The organism is Lactiplantibacillus sp. C232 (assembly GCF_023806725.1).
Lineage (GTDB): Bacteria > Bacillota > Bacilli > Lactobacillales > Lactobacillaceae > Lactiplantibacillus > Lactiplantibacillus plantarum.
Genome location: NZ_JAMSKZ010000007.1, coordinates 1 through 20,818, shown reverse-complemented (window position 1 = coordinate 20,818; position 20,818 = coordinate 1). Strand labels below are relative to the sequence as shown.

Sequence of the window (20,818 nt, the reverse complement as noted above, 5' to 3'; positions counted from 1 at the left end):
CGCACACTGCCGGTTGGCGGATGGTTATCCATGAGCTTTAATGTGGCAGTAAGTTGATGAATTTGAAGCTTCAATTAAGGCTTAGAAAGATTAAAAAGCTGTTGGCCGCTATGCTTTGTCGCGGGTCACTGTCAGCGACACTGACGCACGTAAATTTGGGCTGATCACGACTTAATTTAAAAACTGGCACATTTAGTGCGCAATTAACAATTACAACAGCAAGACTTAAGGGAGGCCTTAGCGTGTTTACAGACTACGTTTTATTGTTATTCAGTACGACGCCGCGACGAGCAAAGGGCCTATTCAATGTCTTGCGCGGTCGCCGTACGGTCTCCACGCTTTTTGCGGGGTTAACTGCCGGCTACTTGGATTTGCTCGACAGTTGCCACGAGGTTCCCTTGGAAGATTTCATGGCAGCAACTGCGGCATTGACTGAAAACGGTCAATTGACGAGTACGGCCACGGGATGCTGGCAATTAACGCAGGCGGGGGAACATCGGCAAGCCAAACTCCGACAGACTTTATACATGCCCCAAAATTTTGAAGTGTTTCAAACCACTGATGTCCGCCGATTTAGAATCGTCAGTCAGCTAGCCCTACAAGTCGTTTCCGAACTCGTACATCATGATCGCCATTATTATCCGGTGACGACTGATCCGGGGATTCAAGCCCAGGTCAAACAATGGCTACGTCAGCAGTCGAAGGTGGAACTTGGCGAGCAAATTCATGCGGCCTTGACTGCCTTCTTGACGAGTTTGGCAGACCCAGAGTTGCCAACGGTGTTTGTTCAAGGTATAACGGGGTATCAAGAACCGGGACTGACTAATGAGCAATTAGCGGCACAATTAGGTCGACAACCCTGGGAGGCTAGCTTGATGCACACGGACGTGATATGCCAATGGATTGCTTGGATTCAGCGACACCCGCGTGATCCATTTTCCCAGTTGTTGTCAGTGCTCACTCAAGCGAGTGCCATCAGTCAAAGCGCTGAGCAAACTTACCAAGCTTTCTTGAAGACCCAGCAACTTGCAGCAATTGCGCAGACGCGGCACTTAAAGATGAGTACGGTACGGGAGCACTTGTTGGAGGTGGCGATTTGGTCGCCTGATTTTCCGTTTGAAATGGTGTTGAATCATGAAATAACTCAGCAGTTGGCCACCATCTTTGCAGCCCAGCCTGACATTGCAAACTGGTCATTCCAAGAGGCCCAAGCTGCGCTACCCACGCTAGATTTTTTTGAATTTCGGCTATTTCAGATTATGAGGTGTCAGCATGTCAGAAGATGAATTATATGAGCTGTTGAAAACGAAATATGGCTTCGATGAATTTCGCCCCGGGCAGCTAGCCGTCATTCAGAAATTATTAGCAGGTCAAGATGTCTTGGCAGTGTTACCAACTGGGACCGGCAAATCATTGATCTATCAACTCGTCGGGACCGCACTGCCCGGGCTAGTTGTGGTGGTTTCACCGCTGATTTCCTTGATGCAAGATCAGGTGGCGCGCTTAAACTATCAAGGCGAAAAGCAAGTTGCTGCTTTGACCTCCCAACTAGATTATGGTGCTCGCCAGTATCTGTTGAATCATTTAGGGCAGCTTAAATTCTTGTTCATTTCGCCGGAAATGTTGGGTCAAGACATTATTCAAACAGCGCTGATGCAAGTGCAACTGGCGTTATTAGTTATCGACGAGGCCCACTGCATTTCAACTTGGGGACCAGATTTTCGCCCTGACTACCGTCGCCTTGGTCAAATTCGACAACGGTTACAGGCACCGACAACGCTAATGCTCACGGCAACGGCTACACAACGCGTTCGACAAGATATTTTGACACAATTAACCGTTCCAGATGCCCAGCAAATCTTATATTCGGTTAATCGTCCTAATATTTACTTAGCAGTCGAACAGGTCAATGATGAAGCTAGTAAACGCGCGACCTTGCAACATTTAGTGACAAGTGCGCGCGGACCAGTCATTGTTTACTTTACTTCCAAGCGGCAAACTGATTTGATAGCGGAATGGCTACGAACGACAACCACGTTACGGGTCGCGGCTTATCATGCCGGCTTAGCGACTGATGACCGTTTCAAGATCCAGCAGCAGTTCATGGCAGGACAATTGGATGTGATCTGTGCTACATCTGCTTTTGGAATGGGTATCAACAAAGCTGATATTCGCTTAGTGATCCACTATCATTTACCGACGACTTTGGCCGACTATGTTCAAGAAATTGGGCGCGCAGGTCGTGATGGTCAGCAGGCGATGGCGATTATGTTGTACGCACCAGGTGACGAAAACCTGGTGCGGAATTTGAACGAATTGACGGCTGCGACTCCCAATGAAATTCAGCAAGATTATAGCCGTTATCAAGCGCAGCAGCCACCGACTGATGATCGTAGTAAGGTTTTGCAGTCATACTGGCTACAAGGAACTCCCCCAACGACCGTGGCAACGATTTTTGCTGATCGCCAAGTAGCTAAGGAACGAGAATTGCGGGCGCTCATGAGTTACGTCCAAACGACAACTTGTCATCGGACCGTGATGTTAACTTACTTTGGTGAGCCAGCTGTTACCCATACAGATCAGTGTTGTCAGTTGGCTGGTGAACCACTACCGCTGGCTGCGTTAGGGCTGATGGCGACGCATGATGAGCCAACAGCCACGATAATGTCGTGGGATCAGCACTTAGCTCAATTGTTTTTACCAAATTCTTAAAGAAATCAATTCCGGGTTATGTTACAATATTGGTTGAAAGTTTTTTGAGGAGGAACACCCTATGAGTCAAAAAAATGATAATGACAAATCCCAAGCGGATAAGCCGTGGGACAAAACTTTTGAAGACGATCGGGATGACTCGGGCAATTTATCGCGAACTCAAAAACGAAAACAAGACAGTAGCAACTCTACGCTAACGACCGTGTTAGTCGTACTAATATTGTTGCTTGCTTTGGCACCAATTGGTTATTTCTTGGTGAAAAAGAATTCGCTTAATAATCCGCAACAGACTGAACAAGTTGCTAGTTCGAGCTCGAAGAAGTCATCGGCCAGTGTTGCTGCCAGTAAGTCATCGACTGCTGCTAGCAAGAAGAAGGCGGCCGCATCGTCGAAAAAGGCGGCTGCTAAAAGTAGTAGCTTAGCCTTGGCTAGCTCTAAAGCTGCCAGTTCCAAGGCTGCTAGTTCTACTGCTGCCAGCTCGGAAGAAAGTGCGAGTACTGACGACAGCAGCGCTAGCAGTAGTAGTAGCTCCTCAGAATCATCTTCAGGGACTAAGTACGTCACGGTAGAAGCCGGTCAAGGGGTCTATCGGGTCGCTACGAATGCTGGAATCTCAGTGGATAAGCTATTGGAATTAAATGGGTTATCATCTGATGCAACGATTTCGGCTGGTCAACGGTTACGTGTCCGTTAATACACGATTTTTTCAGATTGTGAGGGGTTAGTTAATGGCTAAGCAAGCATTACAGGTGGCCATCGATGGTCCGGCTTCAGCTGGCAAGAGTACCGTAGCCAAACTCGTTGCAAAACGGTTTGGCTATATTTATGTGGATACTGGTGCCATGTATCGGGCAGTCACGTACTGGGCAATGCAACAGCACGTTGATTTAGCAGACGAAGCGGCTGTGATTACGGCAATGAAGTCGCTCAAGATCAGTTTTAAACCCGGCGAGCCGGATCAACTGGTTTTTGCTAATCAGGAAGATATTACGGCGGCGATACGCCAACCAGACGTGACGAATAACGTCTCGACGATTGCGGCGTTACCACAGGTGCGTACGATTTTAACTGAGCAACAGCGAGAGATGGCCAATGCAGGTGGGATCGTGATGGACGGTCGTGATATTGGGACAACGGTATTGCCCAATGCTGAAGTTAAGATCTTTTTAGTTGCTTCAGCGGCTGAACGGGCTAAGCGTCGATACGCCGAAAATGTAAAAAAAGGGATCGACACGCCCTTGGCTCAGCTACAGGCCGAGATTGAATTACGTGACCACAAAGATTCAACGCGTAAAGTGTCACCATTAACACAAGCAACGGACGCCACACTTGTTGATACGACGCCAATGTCAATCGATGAAGTTGTTGCTGCCATTGCCAAAATTATTACAAAAAAACAAAGTTCAACAATCTAATTGCATTAACTTAATGCTTTTAGCTAGCTTTTCATTGCATTTTCAGCTATGATATAGGTTAGAGTTATTGTTGACAGGAGGAAATTTGCATGAGTGAAAACGAAAACAGCCAAGAGAAAAATGAACTTTTAGACGCTTTAAACAGCGTTGAAGAAGTAAACGTCGGTGACGTTGTTAAGGGTGAAGTCTTAGCAATCGACGACGACAAACAAGTAATTGTTGGTATCCAAGGTACCGGTGTTGAAGGGGTCGTTCCTTTGAAGGAACTCTCAACACAACGGGTTGACGATGTCAACGAAGCCGCTAAAGTCGGTGATGTATTAGACTTGGTTGTCATTTCTCGAATTGGCAGCGACAAGGAAAACGGCAGTTATTTACTGTCACATCGTCGGTTAGAAGCTCGCAAAGTTTGGGACGATGTTGAAAAAGAATACGAAGCAGGTCATACGATTAAAGCTCCGGTAACGCAAGTTGTTAAGGGCGGGTTAGTCGTTGACGCTGGTGTTCGTGGCTTCATCCCTGCCTCAATGATTGATGATCATTATGTTGAAGATTTAAATGCCTATAAAGGCCAAGAACTTGAACTTAAGATTATTGAAATTGAACCTAGCGAAAATCGCTTGATCTTATCACACCGTGCCGTTGTTGAAAAGCAACGCGAAGCACAACGTGAAGAAGCTTTGAAGACCTTACAAGCTGGTGATGTCGTTGAAGGTAAAGTTGCTCGTTTAACGAACTTCGGTGCCTTTGTTGACCTCGGCGGGATTGATGGTTTGGTTCACGTTTCAGAAATCTCATACGAACGGGTTGAAAAGCCTGCTGATGTATTGAAGGTTGGTCAAGAAGTCACGGTTAAGATTTTATCCGTTGATGCTGACCGCGAACGGGTTTCATTATCAATCAAAGCAACCTTACCAGAACCTTGGGATGGTATTGAAGAAAAAGCACCACAAGGGGCTGTACTTGATGGTAAAGTTAAGCGTTTGACGAGTTTTGGTGCCTTTGTGGAAGTCTTCCCTGGTGTTGAAGGGTTAGTTCACATTTCACAAATCTCACACCAACACATTGCAACACCAAACGATGTCTTAAAAGTTGGTCAAGAAATCAAAGTCAAAGTCTTAGACGTTCGTCCAGACGAAAAGCGGTTAGCTTTATCAATTAAAGCTTTGGAAGAAAAGCCACAAACTGCTGACGATGACAACGAAAGTCAACCAGAACGTCGGAGTAACAATAACCGTCGTCGTAACAACAACCGGGACAACCGGACTGCTAGCGAACGTTCAACGGCTAATGCTCCTGAAGAATCAACTGGTTTCACTTTAGGTGATTTGATCGGTGACGAATTGAAGAATGCTGAAAGCAACAATGATGAAAACTAATCATTGATTGATTAAAAATACCCTTCAAGCTTGCCTTGAAGGATATTTTTTTAGGAACAGATTAGTTGGTGTTACCAATTAATTTGAGACTTGTAGCAGGAACCTGACGCTACGAGGGTAAAGGAGGAATTAATATGGCAAAACCAGTCGTCGCCATTGTTGGGCGACCAAACGTTGGTAAATCCACGATTTTTAATCGGATTGCGGGTGATCGGATCTCGATTGTTGAAGATACACCGGGTGTGACTCGTGACCGGATTTACGCCAACAGTGAATGGCTTGGTCAAGAATTCAGTTTGATCGATACGGGTGGGATCGATATCGAAGATGCCCCATTCATTAAACAGATTACACAGCAAGCCGAAATTGCAATCGATGAAGCTGATGTCATTATTTATTTAGTTAGCATCAAAGAAGGCGTCACGGACGCTGATGAACACGTTGCCCAAATCTTGTACCGGTCGAACAAACCGGTCGTGCTGGGTGTTAATAAAGTCGATAATCCTGAACTTCGGAGTGAAGTCTATGACTTTTATTCCCTTGGCTTTGGCGATCCGTACCCTATCTCAGGTGCGCATGGACTCGGACTTGGGGACTTGCTCGATGCTGTTATCAAAAACTTTCCTGAAAAAAGTGGGGAGGACGAACCGGGGACGATTCGTTTCAGTTTGATTGGCCGCCCGAACGTGGGTAAGTCATCAATTGTCAACGCCTTGCTGGGTGAAGACCGGGTCATCGTTTCTGACGTGGCCGGGACAACCCGGGATGCCATTGATACCAAGTTTACTGATCAGGATGGTGACCGGTTTGTGATGGTCGATACGGCCGGTATCCGTAAAAAAGGAAAAGTTTACGAAAATACCGAACGTTATAGCGTTATGCGTGCGCTCAAGGCAATCGATAATAGTGACGTGGCACTCTTTGTCATCAATGGTGAAGAAGGCATTCGTGAGCAGGATAAGCGGGTTGCTGGTTATGCGCATGAAGCGGGTAAGGGTATTATCATCGTGGTCAATAAGTGGGATCTGGTTAAGAAAGACAACCACACCATGCAAGAATTCGAAGCGTATATTCGTGATCAGTTCGTTTACTTGAGCTATGCGCCGATTATTTTTGTCTCTGCTAAGACTAATCAACGTTTGGAGCAACTACCCGCGTTGATTAAGAAAGTCAATACGAACCATATGCGGCGGATTCAGTCGTCCGTTTTAAATGACGTTATTATGGATGCGATTGCGATGAATCCGACACCGAGTGACAATGGTAAGCGGCTACGGGTTTACTATGCCACTCAGGTGGCGATTCAACCCCCGACTTTTGTGGTCTTCGTGAATGACCCTGATATGATGCACTTTTCATATGAACGGTTCCTTGAAAATCAAATTCGGAATGCCTTTGATTTTAGTGGTACGCCGATCCACATGATCGAACGGCGACGTAAGTAGGCTAAAGCGCGTAAAATCAGCATTTTAGCACATTATTTGATTGATGTAAACGATTATCATCTTTTTGCGCTATTTTCGCTGAAAAGGCTAAAAAAGCTTGCTATTACAGCATTCCTATGCTATCTTTGATGAAGAAATGATGCTTGTTATCGTTTCTCTCATTTTTGGACCACTCAAAAATGATCATCTGGATCAACGATGTTAAAAAGCACGGCGATCCTTCACTCTGTAACGGGGAGGTGAATCAAACATGGCAAACAAAGCTGAATTAGTTAACAACGTTGCTGCGGCAACTAACTTAACGAAGAAAGACGCAACTGCTGCAGTTGACGCAGTCTTTGCATCAATCCAAGACACTCTTGCAAAGGGTGAAAAAGTTCAACTGATCGGATTTGGTAACTTTGAAGTACGTGAACGTGCAGCTCGTAAGGGCCGTAACCCACAAACTGGTGACGAAATCCAAATTCCTGCAAGCAAAGTACCTGCATTTAAGCCAGGGAAAGCTTTAAAGGACGCAGTTAAATAATGCATATCAGTTAATGAAATGCAAACATGAAAGCCAGTATAGCGACCGTTATACTGGCTTTTTTGCTGTCGTCTGCGGTATGATAGACTGTCAGGTCAAGCGATTAACAGCTGGTATCCCATGTGACGATATCAGGCTGACTATTGAAATAAATGATGAAACCATGGCGACTAAATGAAGTCGTTTCTTAGTGGTTTAAAGGATGGGTGTAATGAGTTATTCAGAAAAAATGCTCGCAGCACTATCAAACGGGCAAATTGACACGGCCAAAAAGCACTTTGCATGGGCCTTACGTAAGGACGATGACCAGACGCTGTATAGTCTGGCTGAAGAATTGTACGGTTTGGGCTTTTTAAAGCAAGCGGAACGGACTTATAAGAAGTTACTGGCTAAGTATCCCGATGAGGACGACTTACGGACAAGTCTGGCTGATATTGCCATCGATGAGGACGATACGGACCTGGCACTCGACTATTTACAACAAGTTAAGCCAGACTCACCGGCATACGTTCAAGCGTTGTTAGTTGAGGCCGATCTATACCAGACCCAAGAGTTATTTGAAGTCAGTGAGCAAAAACTCAAGGAAGCCTATCAGCTGGCACCGGACGAACCAGTTGTCGAATTTGCGCTCGCAGAATTTTACTTCTTGATTCGTAACTACGGTCAGGCGACTCGCTTCTACTTGGACTTGATCAAGCAGGGACAACTAGAGATCTCTAAAGTTAACTTAGTTGAACGACTAGGGGTGGCTTATGCTGAGTCCGGGCGCTTTGAGCAGGCGGTGGGTTATTTAGAACAAATCAAGCCTGCCAAGCTCACGCCGGACAGCCAGTTTGAATTAGGCTTCACTTATTTGCAATTAAACGAACCCCAGAAGGCTGTTGATATCTTCGACAAACTGCGGGAACAAGACAATCAGTATGCGTCCCTGTATCCATACTTGGCCCAGGCCCAAGAGCAACTTCATCAACTGGACAAGGCGTTATTGACCTTACAAGAAGGTTTAGCGGTCGACCAATACAATGAGCAGCTGTACTTGCAAACTGCCCGCTTAGCCTTGAAATTAGACGATCAGGAATTAGCTGAAAAGTATTTACGGGAAGGCTTGAGTATTGACCCTGATAATTTGACTACGGTACTGGAACTGTCTAATTTGTTAGTTCAGCGGGACCGTTATCAAGACAATATCGACTTGTTGGATCAATATTTGCAAAGTAATGAGTTTGATCCACAGTTCTACTGGAACTTGGCAATCTCTAATGACCGGCTCGATCATTTTCAGGCGGCTAAGGATAATTACGAAGCGGCTTATCCGTTCTTTGAACATAACAAGGATTTCCTTAAGCCAGCAATTTATTTCTTCCGCGAAGCAGGAATGGCCGACAGTGCCGTGGTAGCGTTGCGGAATTATCTAACGATTGAACCAGATGATGGTGAAATGGTTGCGATGCTAGAAGACTACGAGGATCAGGGCTACTAGGCCTTTAGTTCTTCGCCGTTTGCTGAGAGGTTTCATTTCTAAAGTTATTGAAACCACTTTCAATTTTGGTAAAATGAACGTATACCAAATTTAAGTGAGGCGTTTACTATCGTGAAAGTAGCTATTATTGCCACCGATTTAGATGGCACGTTTTTGAGAGACGACCATCAGTTTGATCACCATCGGTTTCAGGCCCAGTTGGATCAAATGAATGCTCAGGGCCAGCACTTTGTTGTGGCGAGCGGCAATCAGCTGCAACATTGTATTGATGTTTTTGACGGGATCAACGGTGAATTGACCTATGTGGCTGAAAATGGCGGGTTAGTCATTGATAATCACGGCAACGTGTTGGCTGAAAGCTTGATTGAGCCGGCGCTTTATCAGGAACTGTTAGTTTACGTGGCGACTGAACCAGCACTGGCTGGTGCTGAGATCTCGGTCTCCGGCAAGCAAGGGGCATATATTCGGCCCCAAGATGACAGTCCAATCATGCGGTACTATTTGAGCCGGCTGCAAGTGGTGCCATCGCTATCAGCAATTGATGACCATATCTATAAAGCGACTTTTAGTTGGCAAGCCACGGATGCTGATGCGCACGCCGCTTTGATCAATCAGCAATTTGCTGGCCGGTTACGTGCGACTGTCAGCGGTGGTAATGGGCTTGACGTCATTCCACCACATGTTAACAAGGCAACCGGGCTTGCTTATCTCCAGCAGCATTGGCACGTTGCCCCTAGTCAAACGGCCGCGTTCGGTGATAACGGTAATGATCTTGAAATGCTACGGGAGGCTGATTACAGTTTTGCGATGCAAAATGCGATTACACCCGTCAAAGAGATGGCTACGTATCTTACGTCACATGACAATAATCATGATGGGGTGTTAGCGACGATTGACACGTTAATTTAGCGTCACCAGGTATTGTTGGCGGCCGAAATATATAAGCAAATAGTGTTCGACCGAGCGGGACTACGCTTTGAGTCAGACACTATTTTTTATTCATATCAGTGTTATAGGACGGACGTGGCTCGTCCCACAAAGTAGCAAGTTAATTAGCGGGACCGTTTTAGCCATTGGTCATGAACAAAATGGGGCTAGTTTAACAGTTTAAACAGGTTCAGCGAGGATTCTCCTGCCTAATTTGGCAATTGTCTGCTAAAATATAATTAGCTTAATCTTGAGGAGGAATTTATTGTGGTAAAAGTAATTGTTGCCGGCTATAAGGGTCGGATGGGTAGTACGGCTGCTCAGATGGTCATTGATAATCCTGATTTTGAATTAGTTGGGGTCTATGACGCGCGCAGTGGAGAACAAAATCTAGGTGAGGACGACCGCTTTAAGGGTCAAGACGTGCCAGCTTTTCATGATTTAGACCAAATTAAGACGGATGCCACGGTCTGGATCGACTTTACGATTCCAACCGCCGTTTATGAAAATGCAAAGTTTGCACTTAACCATGGTATTTCGCCTGTTATTGGGACTACTGGGATGACCGATGAACAAGTTGCCGAGTTGCAAAAATTAGCAAAGGACAAGCAAGTGGGCGGCCTCATTGCGCCTAACTTTGGGATCAGTGCCGTCTTACTCATGCAATTTGCCCAACAAGCAGCGAAGTACTTCCCAGATGTTGAAATTATCGAGATGCATCATGACGATAAGATTGACTCGCCAAGTGGTACTGCTATCAGTACTGCTAAGAAGATTGCTGAAGTTCGGCAACCAAAGGAACAAGGTAATCCTGACGCAACTGAAACTCTACCTGGCGCACGGGGTGCCGAATATGAAGGGATGCGGATTCACGCGGTTCGGTTACCTGGACTAGTGGCGCACGAAGAGGTCATGTTTGGCGGCCCTGGTGAAGGGTTAACGATTCGCCAAGATTCCTTTGATCGGATCTCATTTATGACTGGTGTCAAAGTGGCGGTTGAAAAAGTTAACCAGTATCACGAACTCTTTGTTGGTTTGGAGCACTTACTATGATTTTGACGCAGTTGCCAGCTGAGTTTCAAGCAGCTAAGCCGATTATTGAGACGATCGAAGCGGCCGGTTATGAGGCGTACTTTGTTGGTGGGTGTGTTCGCGATACGATTTTGGGCAAGCCCCTACATGACGTCGATATTGCGACCAGCGCGTTTCCGGCTGAAGTCAAACAATTATTTAAACGGACGGTTGATACGGGAATCGAGCACGGAACGGTGATGATCTTAGATCACGGCAATGGTTATGAAACGACGACGTTTCGGACTGAATCTGGTTACCAAGATTTTCGCCGCCCTGATCAGGTTACGTTCGTCCGATCATTGAAAGAGGACCTGAAGCGCCGGGATTTCACAATCAACGCCTTAGCCATGACTGCTAACGGTGAAGTGATTGATCTGTTTGACGGGTTAGCAGATATGGAACAAGGAATCTTACGCGCCGTTGGAGTGGCTGAAGAACGGTTTCACGAAGATGCGTTGCGGATGATGCGTGCCGTTCGGTTTGCAAGTCAGTTAGGCTTTACCATTGAATCGCAGACCGAACAAGCGATTGCCGATAATGCGGCGTTGTTGGCGAAAATTGCCGTGGAACGGACGCGTGTCGAGTGGGAGAAGCTGCTGATGGGTCAGCACCCAGTTGCTGGTTTGACCGGCTTGCTGACCACTGACTTGTATCGTTATATGCCCGCAATGGCTGATCAAGAAGCGATGCTGCGGCAGTTAATGGCACTTCCAGCTTGGCATTTGCCGAGTATTGAAAGTACTTGGACCTTGCTTAGCTGGACCATGCAACGGACTGACGAAGCGGCTGTTCGCCAGTTGTTAAAGACGTGGAAGACGAGCAATGAGCTGATTAATCACGTGACGGCCGCTATTAAAGCGCTGATGGCGTTAAAACACAACGGTCAGTTAACTGCGCAGGAGAACTTTTATACGGGCTTAGAGGCGCTGAAAACGGCTAATCAGGTGGCTACGATTTTAGGCTTTGGCCAGGACCAAGCACAATTGGTGCAATCTTATGCTAGCTTACCAATCCATGACAAGCATGAATTGGCCATTAACGGTGGCGATTTATTGAAAGCTAAATTGGTGACGCCTGGGCCAATGATGGGTCAAATTCTAGCGGCTTGCTTACAGGCCGTGGTGATGAAACAGGTCCCAAATCAGCAGGATGCTTTGCTTGATTTTGCAAGGATGGTAGCGGATTCAAAAAACCATTGATATTTTCTATGAATCTGTTACGATTAAAGTGAAACTAATTCAATGAGGTGATTTGAATGGAACGAGCATTAGAAGCATTGAAATTTCATTTTCGGAATGGTGACACTTGGACAGTTCATCATCAAGATATCTCTGACCTGTGGATCGGCCGGGTAACGACGAGTTACGGTCGAATTAAGGGTGGCCATATGACCATCATTCATCCTTGTAAATCATTTAAGGCTGAATTTAAACCTGACGCTGATGCGATCGATCCGGACACGACCCAACTATCATCCGTGACAAGTGGGATGTTTGAACGGGTGACACATTATCAAGACATTGAAAAAATTGATATCCTGTTTGGCGACGAACGTGGTAGTGAACAAATTTACTTGCCATTCAAGCCACGGGATGCGGATGGTATCGACAACATTTATCAGACGAGCTCATTAGCCAGCGATGGAAAATTACACTTAGTCGTTGATGATGAACGGACCGTCTTTGATGTTTATGGTGATCATAACTAATAAGGTGTTGCCAAACAACTCTTGGGGCCGAGTGAGCCTCAGGAGTTTTTTTGTGACTCACGACCCAATCGAATCGATGATCGTTAGGAAATATTAACGTTGATTTGCGCGTTTGTCAGTTGTGTTTTAAGCCGATTCTAGCTAAGATAGAACTTAATGATGTAAAAAAAGGGTGGATCGTAACAATGCAAACTTTAAGAGCAGAAAATCTGACCCGAACTTATGGTGAGAAGACGTTATTTCACGATATTTCATTTATTGTGAATGAACATGACCGGATTGGTGTCATTGGCGTTAACGGGTCCGGGAAAACGAATTTATTAGACGTATTAGCCGGGATTACGGCACCGGAAGCCGGTCAACTGGTGATGCCCAAAAATTATACGATTGGTTATTTAAAGCAAAAGCCGGAACTTGACCAGAATCTGACAGTCATTGATGCCGTTTTGGCCGGTAGTCAGCAAGTCTTTCGAACGATTCGCCACTACGAGCAAACGTTGGCCGCTTATGCTGATCATCCCGAAGACCAAGCGACCCAAAAAGCTTACGTGGCCGCTGAGGATCGAATGAACCAAGAAGATGCTTGGACGGCTGAAAGTGATGTCAAAACGATTTTGACACAACTGCACATTACCGACCTGACGCAGACCGTCAGTCAGATGTCGGGGGGCCAACAGAAGCGGGTGGGCCTGGCGCAAGTGTTGATTCAATCACCGGATCTTTTATTACTAGACGAACCGACCAACCATCTTGATTTTGACTCAATTGAGTGGTTAGAAAGCTATTTAGCTAGTTATAAGGGTGCTTTGATTGTCGTGACCCATGACCGGTATTTCTTGGATCAAGTCGCCAACCAGATGTTTGAATTGTCATTTGGCGAGCTGCATAAGTATACGGGAAATTACCAAGATTTCGTGCAAGCGAAAGCCGAACGGGTCGCCCGTGACGTGTTAGCTGAACATAAGCAACAGCAGCTGTACAAAAAGGAACTGGCTTGGATGCGTGCGGGAGCACCCGCGCGTAGCACGAAGCAACAGGGGCGCATCAATCGGTTCAATGATTTGAAGGATAATTTGAATACGCTCCAAGTTGATAACGATGTTGATATTTCGCTCGGTCAGCAGCGTTTGGGTAAGAAAGTGATCGAGTTAAAGGACGCGAGCTTGCAGTTTGATCGGCAAACCATCCTGGATCACTTTTCGATGTTGATCCAAGCCAATGACCGCATCGGTATCACTGGAATCAACGGTGCCGGGAAATCTAGTTTATTGAATGTGATTGCGGGTCGACTGCCACTTGATAGTGGGACCGTGACGATCGGTGAGACCGTCAAGATGGCCTATTATACTCAACAGACCGAACCGATTCCGGGCGACAAGCGCATCATTAATTACTTGCAAGATGTCGGTGAGACGGTCTTGAATAAGCAGGGCGAGCATGTTTCAGTGACTGAGTTACTAGAAGAGTTTCTGTTCCCACGTTCGATGCACGGCACGCTGATTCGCAAGTTATCTGGGGGCGAACAGCGCCGGCTATACTTACTGAAGTTGTTGATGCAACAGCCGAACGTCCTCTTATTGGACGAACCGACTAATGATTTGGATATTGGTACGTTAACGGTGTTGGAGAACTACCTCGATGATTTTGCCGGGACCGTCATCACTGTTTCCCATGACCGCTATTTTTTGGACAAGGTCGGCACGAAACTACTGATTTTTGATGGTCAGGGGCATATTGAACGCTATTCTGGCCGTTTCTCCAGTTATTTGAAGGATCAAAAAGACGCGGCCAAGCCCGCAGCCAAGGCCACTGCGACAAAAACTACGGCTAAGCCGGTCACGAATGACTCGACCGCACCATTGGCCAAGAAAGCCAAAGTCAAGCTGACTTACGCGGAACAGCTCGAATACGACAAGATCGAAGGGGTTATCGAGCAATTGGATAGCCATAAGAGTGAGATCGAAGCGGCGATGGCTGCCAATGCCAGTGATTATGGCAAGTTGGCTGATTTGCAAAAAGAATTGACTAAGACGGAACAAACGATTGATGAGAAGATGGATCGCTGGGACTACCTCAGCCAGTATGCAGAAGCCTGAAAGGATGATCGCATGTTAGAAGATAGTTATTTACAACTCGCGCGCACCATTTTAGAACACGGCACGTATAAGGATGACCGTACCGGCACGGGAACATACAGTGTGTTTGGTTATCAGATGCGCTTTGATCTGAGTCAAGGTTTCCCGTTATTGACGACCAAAAAAGTTCCCTTTGGCCTGATCAAGAGCGAATTACTATGGTTTTTGCATGGTGATACGAATATTCAGTATTTATTGCAACATCACAACCATATCTGGGACGAATGGGCGTTCAAAAATTGGGTTACGAGTGCCGATTATGACGGCCCTGATATGACGAATTTTGAACACCGCCGGCTAGATGATCCCGATTTTGCGTCGATTTATCAAGCTCAGATGCAGACCTTTGATGACCAGATCTTGACAGACGACGCGTTTGCGGCCAAGTATGGTAATTTGGGTGACGTTTACGGTGCGCAATGGCGTCACTGGCAAACGCGTCAGGGAAAGACGATCGATCAAATTGCCAATGTGATTGAAATGATCAAGACGCATCCGGATTCGCGGCGGTTAATCGTTTCCGCTTGGAATCCAGAAGATGTGCCGAACATGGCGTTACCACCGTGTCATACTCTGTTTCAATTCTATGTCGCGGATGGTAAGCTCTCTTGCCAACTCTACCAACGTTCAGGCGATGTCTTCCTAGGTGTGCCATTCAATATTGCGAGTTATGCGTTACTAACACATCTGATTGCTAAGGAGACGGGCCTAGCAGTGGGCGAGTTCGTGCATACGTTGGGTGACGCGCACATCTATACTAACCATGTGGAACAAGTTAAAACGCAGTTGACCCGGCAACCTCGGCCAGCACCCCAGCTGACTTTAAGTGGGGCTCATGACAGTATTTTTGATTACCAAATGAGTGACATCAAGCTCAGTGGTTATGATCCCGCACCGGCAATCAAAGCGCCGGTCGCGATTTAGGAGGCCGCAATGATTGCATTGATATGGGCAGAAGATCAAAATGGCCTGATTGGCAACCAGGGCCAGCTTCCCTGGCATTTACCAGCAGATATGCAGCGGTTCAAAGCGCTGACGACCGGACACCACGTCGTGATGGGGCGCAAGACTTTTGCGGGCTTTAAACGCCCGCTCCCACGGCGGACCAATTGGGTGCTTTCACGTCAGTCTGATTTAAAGTTGCCACCGGAAGTCCATCAACTAGCAGATGTGGCGGCGATCCAAACACTCGCGGCCGCCCATCCGGATGAACCGATTTTTGTCATTGGTGGTGCGGTGGTGTTTGAAGCCGTGTTACCGGTGGCCGATTATTTATATCGGACGCGTATCAACGCAAGGTTTGATGGTGATACTTGGATGCCGGCCGTGGATTACACGCAGTGGCAGCTGGTGAGCCAACAAATTGGGACGGTGGATGAGAAAAATCAATATCCGTACGAATTTGATGATTTCCGCCGTCGTTAATTCAGTGGCAACCGTGAAACTCAGGCAGATTTCTGCTATACTGAAAGCATTAATTTTATTGTAACGATCGTTTAAACGTTACAAGTATAAGAAAGCGTGGCAAAGTATGACGAAAATCAAGATTGTGACCGATTCTTCGGCAAATTTGACGGATGCCGAGGTAAAAAAATACGATATTACCGTGATTCCGTTGACTGTCATGATCGATGGCACCATTTACGTGGAAGATGAAACGATTACGCGTGAAGAATTTATTGACAAGATGGCAACGGCTAAATCTTTACCAAAGACGAGCCAACCGGCACTCGGAACGTTCATTGAAACGTTTGATAAGTTAGGTGCGGATGGCGCGAGTGTGATTTGTATCAATATGCTCGAAGCCATTTCAGGAACAGTGCACACGGCGGAACAAGCGGCTTCGATTACGAAGACCGATGTCACCGTGATCGACGCTCGGACGACCGACCGTGCGATGGCCTTTCAAGTTTTGACTGCTGCTAAGTTAGCCCAGAGTGGTGCTGACAAACAGGCGGTTATCGATCAGATTCATACGACTCAGGCCCATACCAAGCTATTCATGGGCGTAATGACCCTGAATAACCTCGTTGCTGGTGGTCGAATCAGTCGTCTGACGGGGGCAATCAGTACGTTACTGAATGTTAAGATTGCCTTGGAAGTTGATGACGGCACCCTAGATGTGAAGATGAAGGGTCGCGGTGTTAAGGCGATCAATAAATTTTTTGATAAGGTTCTCGACGATATTATTGCAACGCCGAACGTCGCCGAAGTTGCAATCTCTCACGTTGGCGCCACGGAGCGCGTGGAAGAATATCGGGCGCGCCTACAAGCGGCTTTACCAAGTCTCAAGATCAGTGTTCAACCAACGGTGCCAATTATTGCGACCCATGGTGGCCCGGGTGCGTTTGCCGTGGAATATCATACGCAAGCGCCAGCGTAAAGTGAGCGGTGTCCCACAGGCGGACTTGTCTACGAACACTAATGGCAAATGGTGATCGTCCCAACAGGGGATGGTGACCATTTTATTGTTCAAAGATGAGTTAGCTCTGATTAAATGGACTGCTCAACGGTGAAGAAAGGTTGGATGCCAATGTCCAAAGTTAAAGAAACCATCAAAATCATTTTAGTGGTGGCGGTGTTAGCGGTCGGGGTGTTTTTCGGGGTCAATTATCTGCTGCATCCGCAAAATGAATCGGCGACGACTACCCCAACAACGACTAAAAAGACCACTGCCAAGAAGACGCCCCACAAGGCGAAGATCAACTTGGTCGCGGTCGGTGACTCCTTAACGGAAGGGGTCGGCGATGAGTCCGAGGGTGGCTACGTTGGTCAGATCAAAAAAACGTTGACGACTAAGCAAAAGCTGAAGGTGACGACCACGAATGCTGGTAAGTCCGGTGATCGGAGTGACCAGATTTTAGCACGCATTAATAAGTCGAAAGTGTTACAACAGAAAATTGCCAAGGCGGATGTGATTACCGTGACGGTTGGCGGTAACGACCTCTTGCAAACGCTCGAAGGGTCCCTAACTTCTAACAATACGGCCAAAAATAACGCGACGGTTGCTAAAGCGCAAACTTTATATGCGAATAAACTAACTAAATTATTTAATAAATTACAAAGTTTGAATGGCACTGCGTCAGTTTTTGTCTTTAGCATCTATAATCCAATTTATGTGAACTTTCCAAATGTGACGTCGATCACGCACTACATTAGCCAGTGGAATGATCAGACACAGACGACGGTTAGTCAATACAAGCACACGTATTTTATGGATATCAATTGGACCATGTCACACGGCCAGTACAAGACGGCAGCCCAGATTCGCAAGTTGAAGAAAGCAGCGAGTGCCACGACCTTAACTAGCTTAACCAGCTCAAAGGCCATTACTGGCGCTTTAGAGACGGAAAACAAGACGAATGATTTGATTTCGACTGCTGATAATTTCCATCCCAATAAGCGGGGGTATCGTGTGTTTACAACCAAACTGTATCAGACCATGATGGCCCATGATGCGTGGTTAATCAAAAAATAGGGAGGTAATGAGATGCGGGAAGCACAACGAAACAAGCAGGCATCAGCACCTAAAAATCCGAAGACAAACGGTCCAATCAATGTTTGGAAATGGGTCGCCGTTGTCTTGATTGCGTTGATTGTCGGCACCGGTGCTTACGTCGGCACCCAGGTCTTACGATCGCCTAGCGAAAGCACTAGTTTGACGGCTGCAAGCAATACGGATGCGGCTAGTGTGCCGATTACAATGAATCGAAAACAATTAAACGCCCTTGCGAGTTATTATTTGAATGATCTACAAAAGGGCCAAGACATGAAATATCGCTTCGTGGTCCGGTCTACCGGCGCTTATTTGCTCGGAACGACGCAGGTACTGGGTCAGAACGTGTCGTTTGTGATCACGATGCAACCAAGTGTCATCGATAACGGCAATATTTCGTTGAAAGCAACCAATTTATCGGTCGGGACGATGTCCTTGCCAATCAGCTTTGTGATTAATTATATTAATAATAATTACAAGACACCTAAGTGGGTCAAGTTGAATGCCAAGAAGAAGACAATCGACCTCTACTTGAATAAATTAGTTGGTAAACATGATGTTCGTTATAGTGTAGATAAGCTTGATTTGAAGAATAATCAGTTCAAGTTCGAAATGCATATTCCAAAAACTAGTGACTAAGGAGTGAATTCATGCATAAAACATTTTATACATTCTTGATGACGCAACGGAACCCAGACAGTACCGATGCCATTGCCGAATTTGCCAATAATGCGTTTTTGGATCAATCGTTTCCAAAGCAGAGTAAAGATTTTCACGAACTCTCACAATATTTGGAATTGAACGCTGGTTATTTGCCAACGATGACGGTCTTTGATGACGCGTGGCAAGCCTATTTGGCAAGTGAAGCTTAAATTAATTTGTAGGAAAGAGGACGTTCGGTATGCCAGAGGAACCCAAACAAACTAATCCGCACATAAAAAAAGTGCCCCGGCCCAAGCGACGCGTTGGTCTATGGACCTATATTATTTCCATTGTCGTCGCATTAGGCATTGGGGTGGGTGGGACGTACTGGCTGATTGGTCGGCAAGTCAATGCCCAGCTCAGCAGTATGCAGCAGACTAGTAAAGCAATGAAAAAGATCGAATCAGTTTATGAAACGATCAATGAGAATTACTACAAACCGGTCAATGCGAATAAGTTGGCCAACGGTGCCATTAACGGCATGGTCAATTCGTTAGGTGATAAATTTTCCGAGTACATGGACAAGAGCGAGACGGAAAGCTTGAATGACACGATCGACAGTTCGTTTTCTGGAATTGGTGCCCAGGTTCAAAAATCTGGCAACTATGTTCAAATTATTTCACCAATTGCTGGTACGCCAGCTAAGAAAGCTGGTTTGAAACCGAAGGACATTATTAAGGCGGTCAATGGCAAGTCAGTGGCCGGTAAGACCTTGACACAAGCCGTTAGCATGATGCGTGGTAAGATCGGTACGACGGTCAAATTGACGATTGAACGCAGTGGTCAAACCTTTACCGTAAGTTTGAAGCGGGCTAAGATTCCAGTGACGACCGTTGATTATAAGTTAGTCGGTGGCGATAAGAAGATCGGTTATATTACGGTATCGACCTTCTCGACGAATACTGCTAAGGAATTTAAGACGGCGTTGAAGGCACTCGATAAGAAGGGGGCCAAGAAGTTAGTCATCGATATGCGTGGTAATCCTGGCGGGTTGATGACGGCTGCCTTGAAGATGGCCTCAATCTTCTTGAAGAATGGTAAGACGATCATGCAGGTCCAAGCACGCGATGGTTCGACCGAAAAATACACGGCGTCCAAGAAGTATGATGGTGGCTTTAAAGAAACGAAGCCAACGACCGTCTTAATTGATGGTGGGAGTGCTTCGGCAGCTGAAATCTTCTCCGCAGCCTTGCATCAATCGGCAGGTGTTAAACTGGTCGGGTCACAGTCATATGGTAAGGGGACCGTTCAAACGGTGACGACTTTTAATGATAAGACTGAGATGAAGATCACGGTCGCGAAGTGGCTGACACCAAACGGCACTTGGATCAACAAGAAGGGCTTGACACCTGATGTTAAAGCTGATGAGCCGAGTTATGCAAGCTTGACGGTTATTAGCAAGGTCAGTGATTTACAAGCTGACAAGGTCAATAGCAATGTCAAGACGTTCCAGAAGTACTTGCAAGCCTTAGGTTACTTTAAAGGAACCGTTAATGGCTACTTTGGTGATTCAACCACCAGTGCGGTCAAGCAGTATCAAAAGCATGCCAAGTTAACGGTCAATGGCAAGGTCGATAAACAGACACTGACTAAGATCGAGACTGAATTAGCTAATAAGATCAGTGATAATGATCGGGCTTACGATGCAGCAATGAAATTGATTGAAAAGACAAATTAGTTCAAAGCTGATTCGTATATTTTAAAGGGTCTCTGTCAACCGGTGTTGATGAAGTTATATTTAGAATCCAATTCATTTACGAATTGGGTTCTTTTTTTCGATTTTGATTTTGAACTCAATTTGAATTCGATAAATAAAGTT

At 46.2% G+C, this 20,818-nt stretch carries 20 protein-coding genes; all 20 read left to right on the top strand.

What is annotated here, in order from left to right:
- The first annotated feature begins 242 nt into the window (after positions 1-242).
- The 20 genes from MZO41_RS08100 (at position 243) to MZO41_RS08005 (ending at position 20,677) form a co-directional block, all read left to right on the top strand.
- Positions 243-1,286 (top strand): YpbB family protein, encoded by a 1,044-nt coding sequence (locus tag MZO41_RS08100; protein ID WP_003645009.1) that lies wholly within the window; start codon positions 243-245, stop codon positions 1,284-1,286.
- A complete protein-coding gene (locus MZO41_RS08095) occupies positions 1,273-2,712 on the top strand; it encodes a RecQ family ATP-dependent DNA helicase (RefSeq protein ID WP_003645010.1) in 1,440 nt (479 codons plus the stop codon). The genes MZO41_RS08100 and MZO41_RS08095 overlap by 14 nt, the downstream gene beginning before the upstream one ends.
- Positions 2,713-2,773: 61 nt before the next feature.
- Positions 2,774-3,406 (top strand): LysM peptidoglycan-binding domain-containing protein, encoded by a 633-nt coding sequence (locus tag MZO41_RS08090; protein WP_003640591.1) that lies wholly within the window; start codon positions 2,774-2,776, stop codon positions 3,404-3,406.
- A 34-nt stretch (positions 3,407-3,440) separates the two neighbouring features.
- On the top strand, positions 3,441-4,127 hold the full coding sequence (gene cmk, locus MZO41_RS08085) for a (d)CMP kinase (protein WP_003640590.1): 687 nt from the start codon (positions 3,441-3,443) through the stop codon (positions 4,125-4,127).
- An 89-nt stretch (positions 4,128-4,216) separates the two neighbouring features.
- Positions 4,217-5,506, top strand: coding sequence for a 30S ribosomal protein S1 (rpsA, locus tag MZO41_RS08080; protein ID WP_003640589.1), 1,290 nt, complete (start codon positions 4,217-4,219; stop codon positions 5,504-5,506).
- Between the two features lie 134 nt (positions 5,507-5,640).
- Entirely contained in the window at positions 5,641-6,951 is a 1,311-nt protein-coding gene (gene der / locus MZO41_RS08075) for a ribosome biogenesis GTPase Der (RefSeq protein ID WP_003640588.1), read from the top strand.
- 250 nt (positions 6,952-7,201) lie between these two features.
- A complete protein-coding gene (hbs, locus tag MZO41_RS08070) occupies positions 7,202-7,477 on the top strand; it encodes a non-specific DNA-binding protein Hbs (RefSeq protein ID WP_003640587.1) in 276 nt (91 codons plus the stop codon).
- Between the two features lie 211 nt (positions 7,478-7,688).
- Complete coding sequence (locus MZO41_RS08065; RefSeq protein ID WP_013355566.1) at positions 7,689-8,957, top strand: tetratricopeptide repeat protein; 1,269 nt, start codon at positions 7,689-7,691, stop codon at positions 8,955-8,957.
- A gap of 111 nt (positions 8,958-9,068) precedes the next feature.
- Positions 9,069-9,866, top strand: coding sequence for a Cof-type HAD-IIB family hydrolase (locus MZO41_RS08060; protein ID WP_003640585.1), 798 nt, complete (start codon positions 9,069-9,071; stop codon positions 9,864-9,866).
- A 285-nt stretch (positions 9,867-10,151) separates the two neighbouring features.
- Positions 10,152-10,937: a 4-hydroxy-tetrahydrodipicolinate reductase gene (gene dapB, locus MZO41_RS08055; protein WP_003640583.1), complete on the top strand. Its 786-nt coding sequence runs from the start codon at positions 10,152-10,154 to the stop codon at positions 10,935-10,937.
- Positions 10,934-12,157 (top strand): CCA tRNA nucleotidyltransferase, encoded by a 1,224-nt coding sequence (locus MZO41_RS08050; protein WP_011101577.1) that lies wholly within the window; start codon positions 10,934-10,936, stop codon positions 12,155-12,157. Before dapB ends, MZO41_RS08050 begins: the two co-directional genes overlap by 4 nt.
- Positions 12,158-12,213: 56 nt before the next feature.
- Complete coding sequence (locus MZO41_RS08045) at positions 12,214-12,666, top strand: hypothetical protein (protein WP_003640581.1); 453 nt, start codon at positions 12,214-12,216, stop codon at positions 12,664-12,666.
- Positions 12,667-12,851: 185 nt separating this feature from the next.
- Entirely contained in the window at positions 12,852-14,762 is a 1,911-nt protein-coding gene (locus MZO41_RS08040) for an ABC-F family ATP-binding cassette domain-containing protein (protein ID WP_044430785.1), read from the top strand.
- Positions 14,763-14,774: 12 nt separating this feature from the next.
- The gene (locus MZO41_RS08035) at positions 14,775-15,725 is read left to right on the top strand and encodes a thymidylate synthase (protein ID WP_013355564.1); all 951 of its coding nucleotides are present in this window, start codon (positions 14,775-14,777) and stop codon (positions 15,723-15,725) included.
- A gap of 9 nt (positions 15,726-15,734) precedes the next feature.
- Complete coding sequence (locus MZO41_RS08030) at positions 15,735-16,226, top strand: dihydrofolate reductase (protein WP_003640578.1); 492 nt, start codon at positions 15,735-15,737, stop codon at positions 16,224-16,226.
- 106 nt (positions 16,227-16,332) lie between these two features.
- Positions 16,333-17,184, top strand: coding sequence for a DegV family protein (locus MZO41_RS08025; protein ID WP_013355563.1), 852 nt, complete (start codon positions 16,333-16,335; stop codon positions 17,182-17,184).
- 114 nt (positions 17,185-17,298) lie between these two features.
- Positions 17,299-18,279 (top strand): SGNH/GDSL hydrolase family protein, encoded by a 981-nt coding sequence (locus MZO41_RS08020; protein WP_022638670.1) that lies wholly within the window; start codon positions 17,299-17,301, stop codon positions 18,277-18,279.
- A 12-nt stretch (positions 18,280-18,291) separates the two neighbouring features.
- Entirely contained in the window at positions 18,292-18,936 is a 645-nt protein-coding gene (locus MZO41_RS08015) for a YpmS family protein (RefSeq protein ID WP_003640575.1), read from the top strand.
- Positions 18,937-18,947: 11 nt separating this feature from the next.
- A complete protein-coding gene (locus MZO41_RS08010; protein ID WP_003640574.1) occupies positions 18,948-19,169 on the top strand; it encodes a YozE family protein in 222 nt (73 codons plus the stop codon).
- Positions 19,170-19,198: 29 nt separating this feature from the next.
- On the top strand, positions 19,199-20,677 hold the full coding sequence (locus MZO41_RS08005; RefSeq protein ID WP_003640573.1) for a S41 family peptidase: 1,479 nt from the start codon (positions 19,199-19,201) through the stop codon (positions 20,675-20,677).
- Positions 20,678-20,818 lie beyond the last annotated feature (141 nt).

Bases quoted from the DNA above. Each gene is read 5' to 3' on its own strand.
- MZO41_RS08095 (WP_003645010.1), top strand. From the start codon at position 1,273: ATGTCAGAAGATGAATTATATGAGCTGTTGAAAACGAAATATGGCTTC.
- MZO41_RS08090 (WP_003640591.1), top strand. From the start codon at position 2,774: ATGAGTCAAAAAAATGATAATGACAAATCCCAAGCGGATAAGCCGTGG.
- cmk (WP_003640590.1), top strand. From the start codon at position 3,441: ATGGCTAAGCAAGCATTACAGGTGGCCATCGATGGTCCGGCTTCAGCT.
- rpsA (WP_003640589.1), top strand. From the start codon at position 4,217: ATGAGTGAAAACGAAAACAGCCAAGAGAAAAATGAACTTTTAGACGCT.
- der (WP_003640588.1), top strand. From the start codon at position 5,641: ATGGCAAAACCAGTCGTCGCCATTGTTGGGCGACCAAACGTTGGTAAA.
- hbs (WP_003640587.1), top strand. From the start codon at position 7,202: ATGGCAAACAAAGCTGAATTAGTTAACAACGTTGCTGCGGCAACTAAC.
- MZO41_RS08065 (WP_013355566.1), top strand. From the start codon at position 7,689: ATGAGTTATTCAGAAAAAATGCTCGCAGCACTATCAAACGGGCAAATT.
- MZO41_RS08050 (WP_011101577.1), top strand. From the start codon at position 10,934: ATGATTTTGACGCAGTTGCCAGCTGAGTTTCAAGCAGCTAAGCCGATT.
- MZO41_RS08045 (WP_003640581.1), top strand. From the start codon at position 12,214: ATGGAACGAGCATTAGAAGCATTGAAATTTCATTTTCGGAATGGTGAC.
- MZO41_RS08040 (WP_044430785.1), top strand. From the start codon at position 12,852: ATGCAAACTTTAAGAGCAGAAAATCTGACCCGAACTTATGGTGAGAAG.
- MZO41_RS08035 (WP_013355564.1), top strand. From the start codon at position 14,775: ATGTTAGAAGATAGTTATTTACAACTCGCGCGCACCATTTTAGAACAC.
- MZO41_RS08030 (WP_003640578.1), top strand. From the start codon at position 15,735: ATGATTGCATTGATATGGGCAGAAGATCAAAATGGCCTGATTGGCAAC.
- MZO41_RS08025 (WP_013355563.1), top strand. From the start codon at position 16,333: ATGACGAAAATCAAGATTGTGACCGATTCTTCGGCAAATTTGACGGAT.
- MZO41_RS08020 (WP_022638670.1), top strand. From the start codon at position 17,299: ATGGACTGCTCAACGGTGAAGAAAGGTTGGATGCCAATGTCCAAAGTT.
- MZO41_RS08015 (WP_003640575.1), top strand. From the start codon at position 18,292: ATGCGGGAAGCACAACGAAACAAGCAGGCATCAGCACCTAAAAATCCG.
- MZO41_RS08010 (WP_003640574.1), top strand. From the start codon at position 18,948: ATGCATAAAACATTTTATACATTCTTGATGACGCAACGGAACCCAGAC.
- MZO41_RS08005 (WP_003640573.1), top strand. From the start codon at position 19,199: ATGCCAGAGGAACCCAAACAAACTAATCCGCACATAAAAAAAGTGCCC.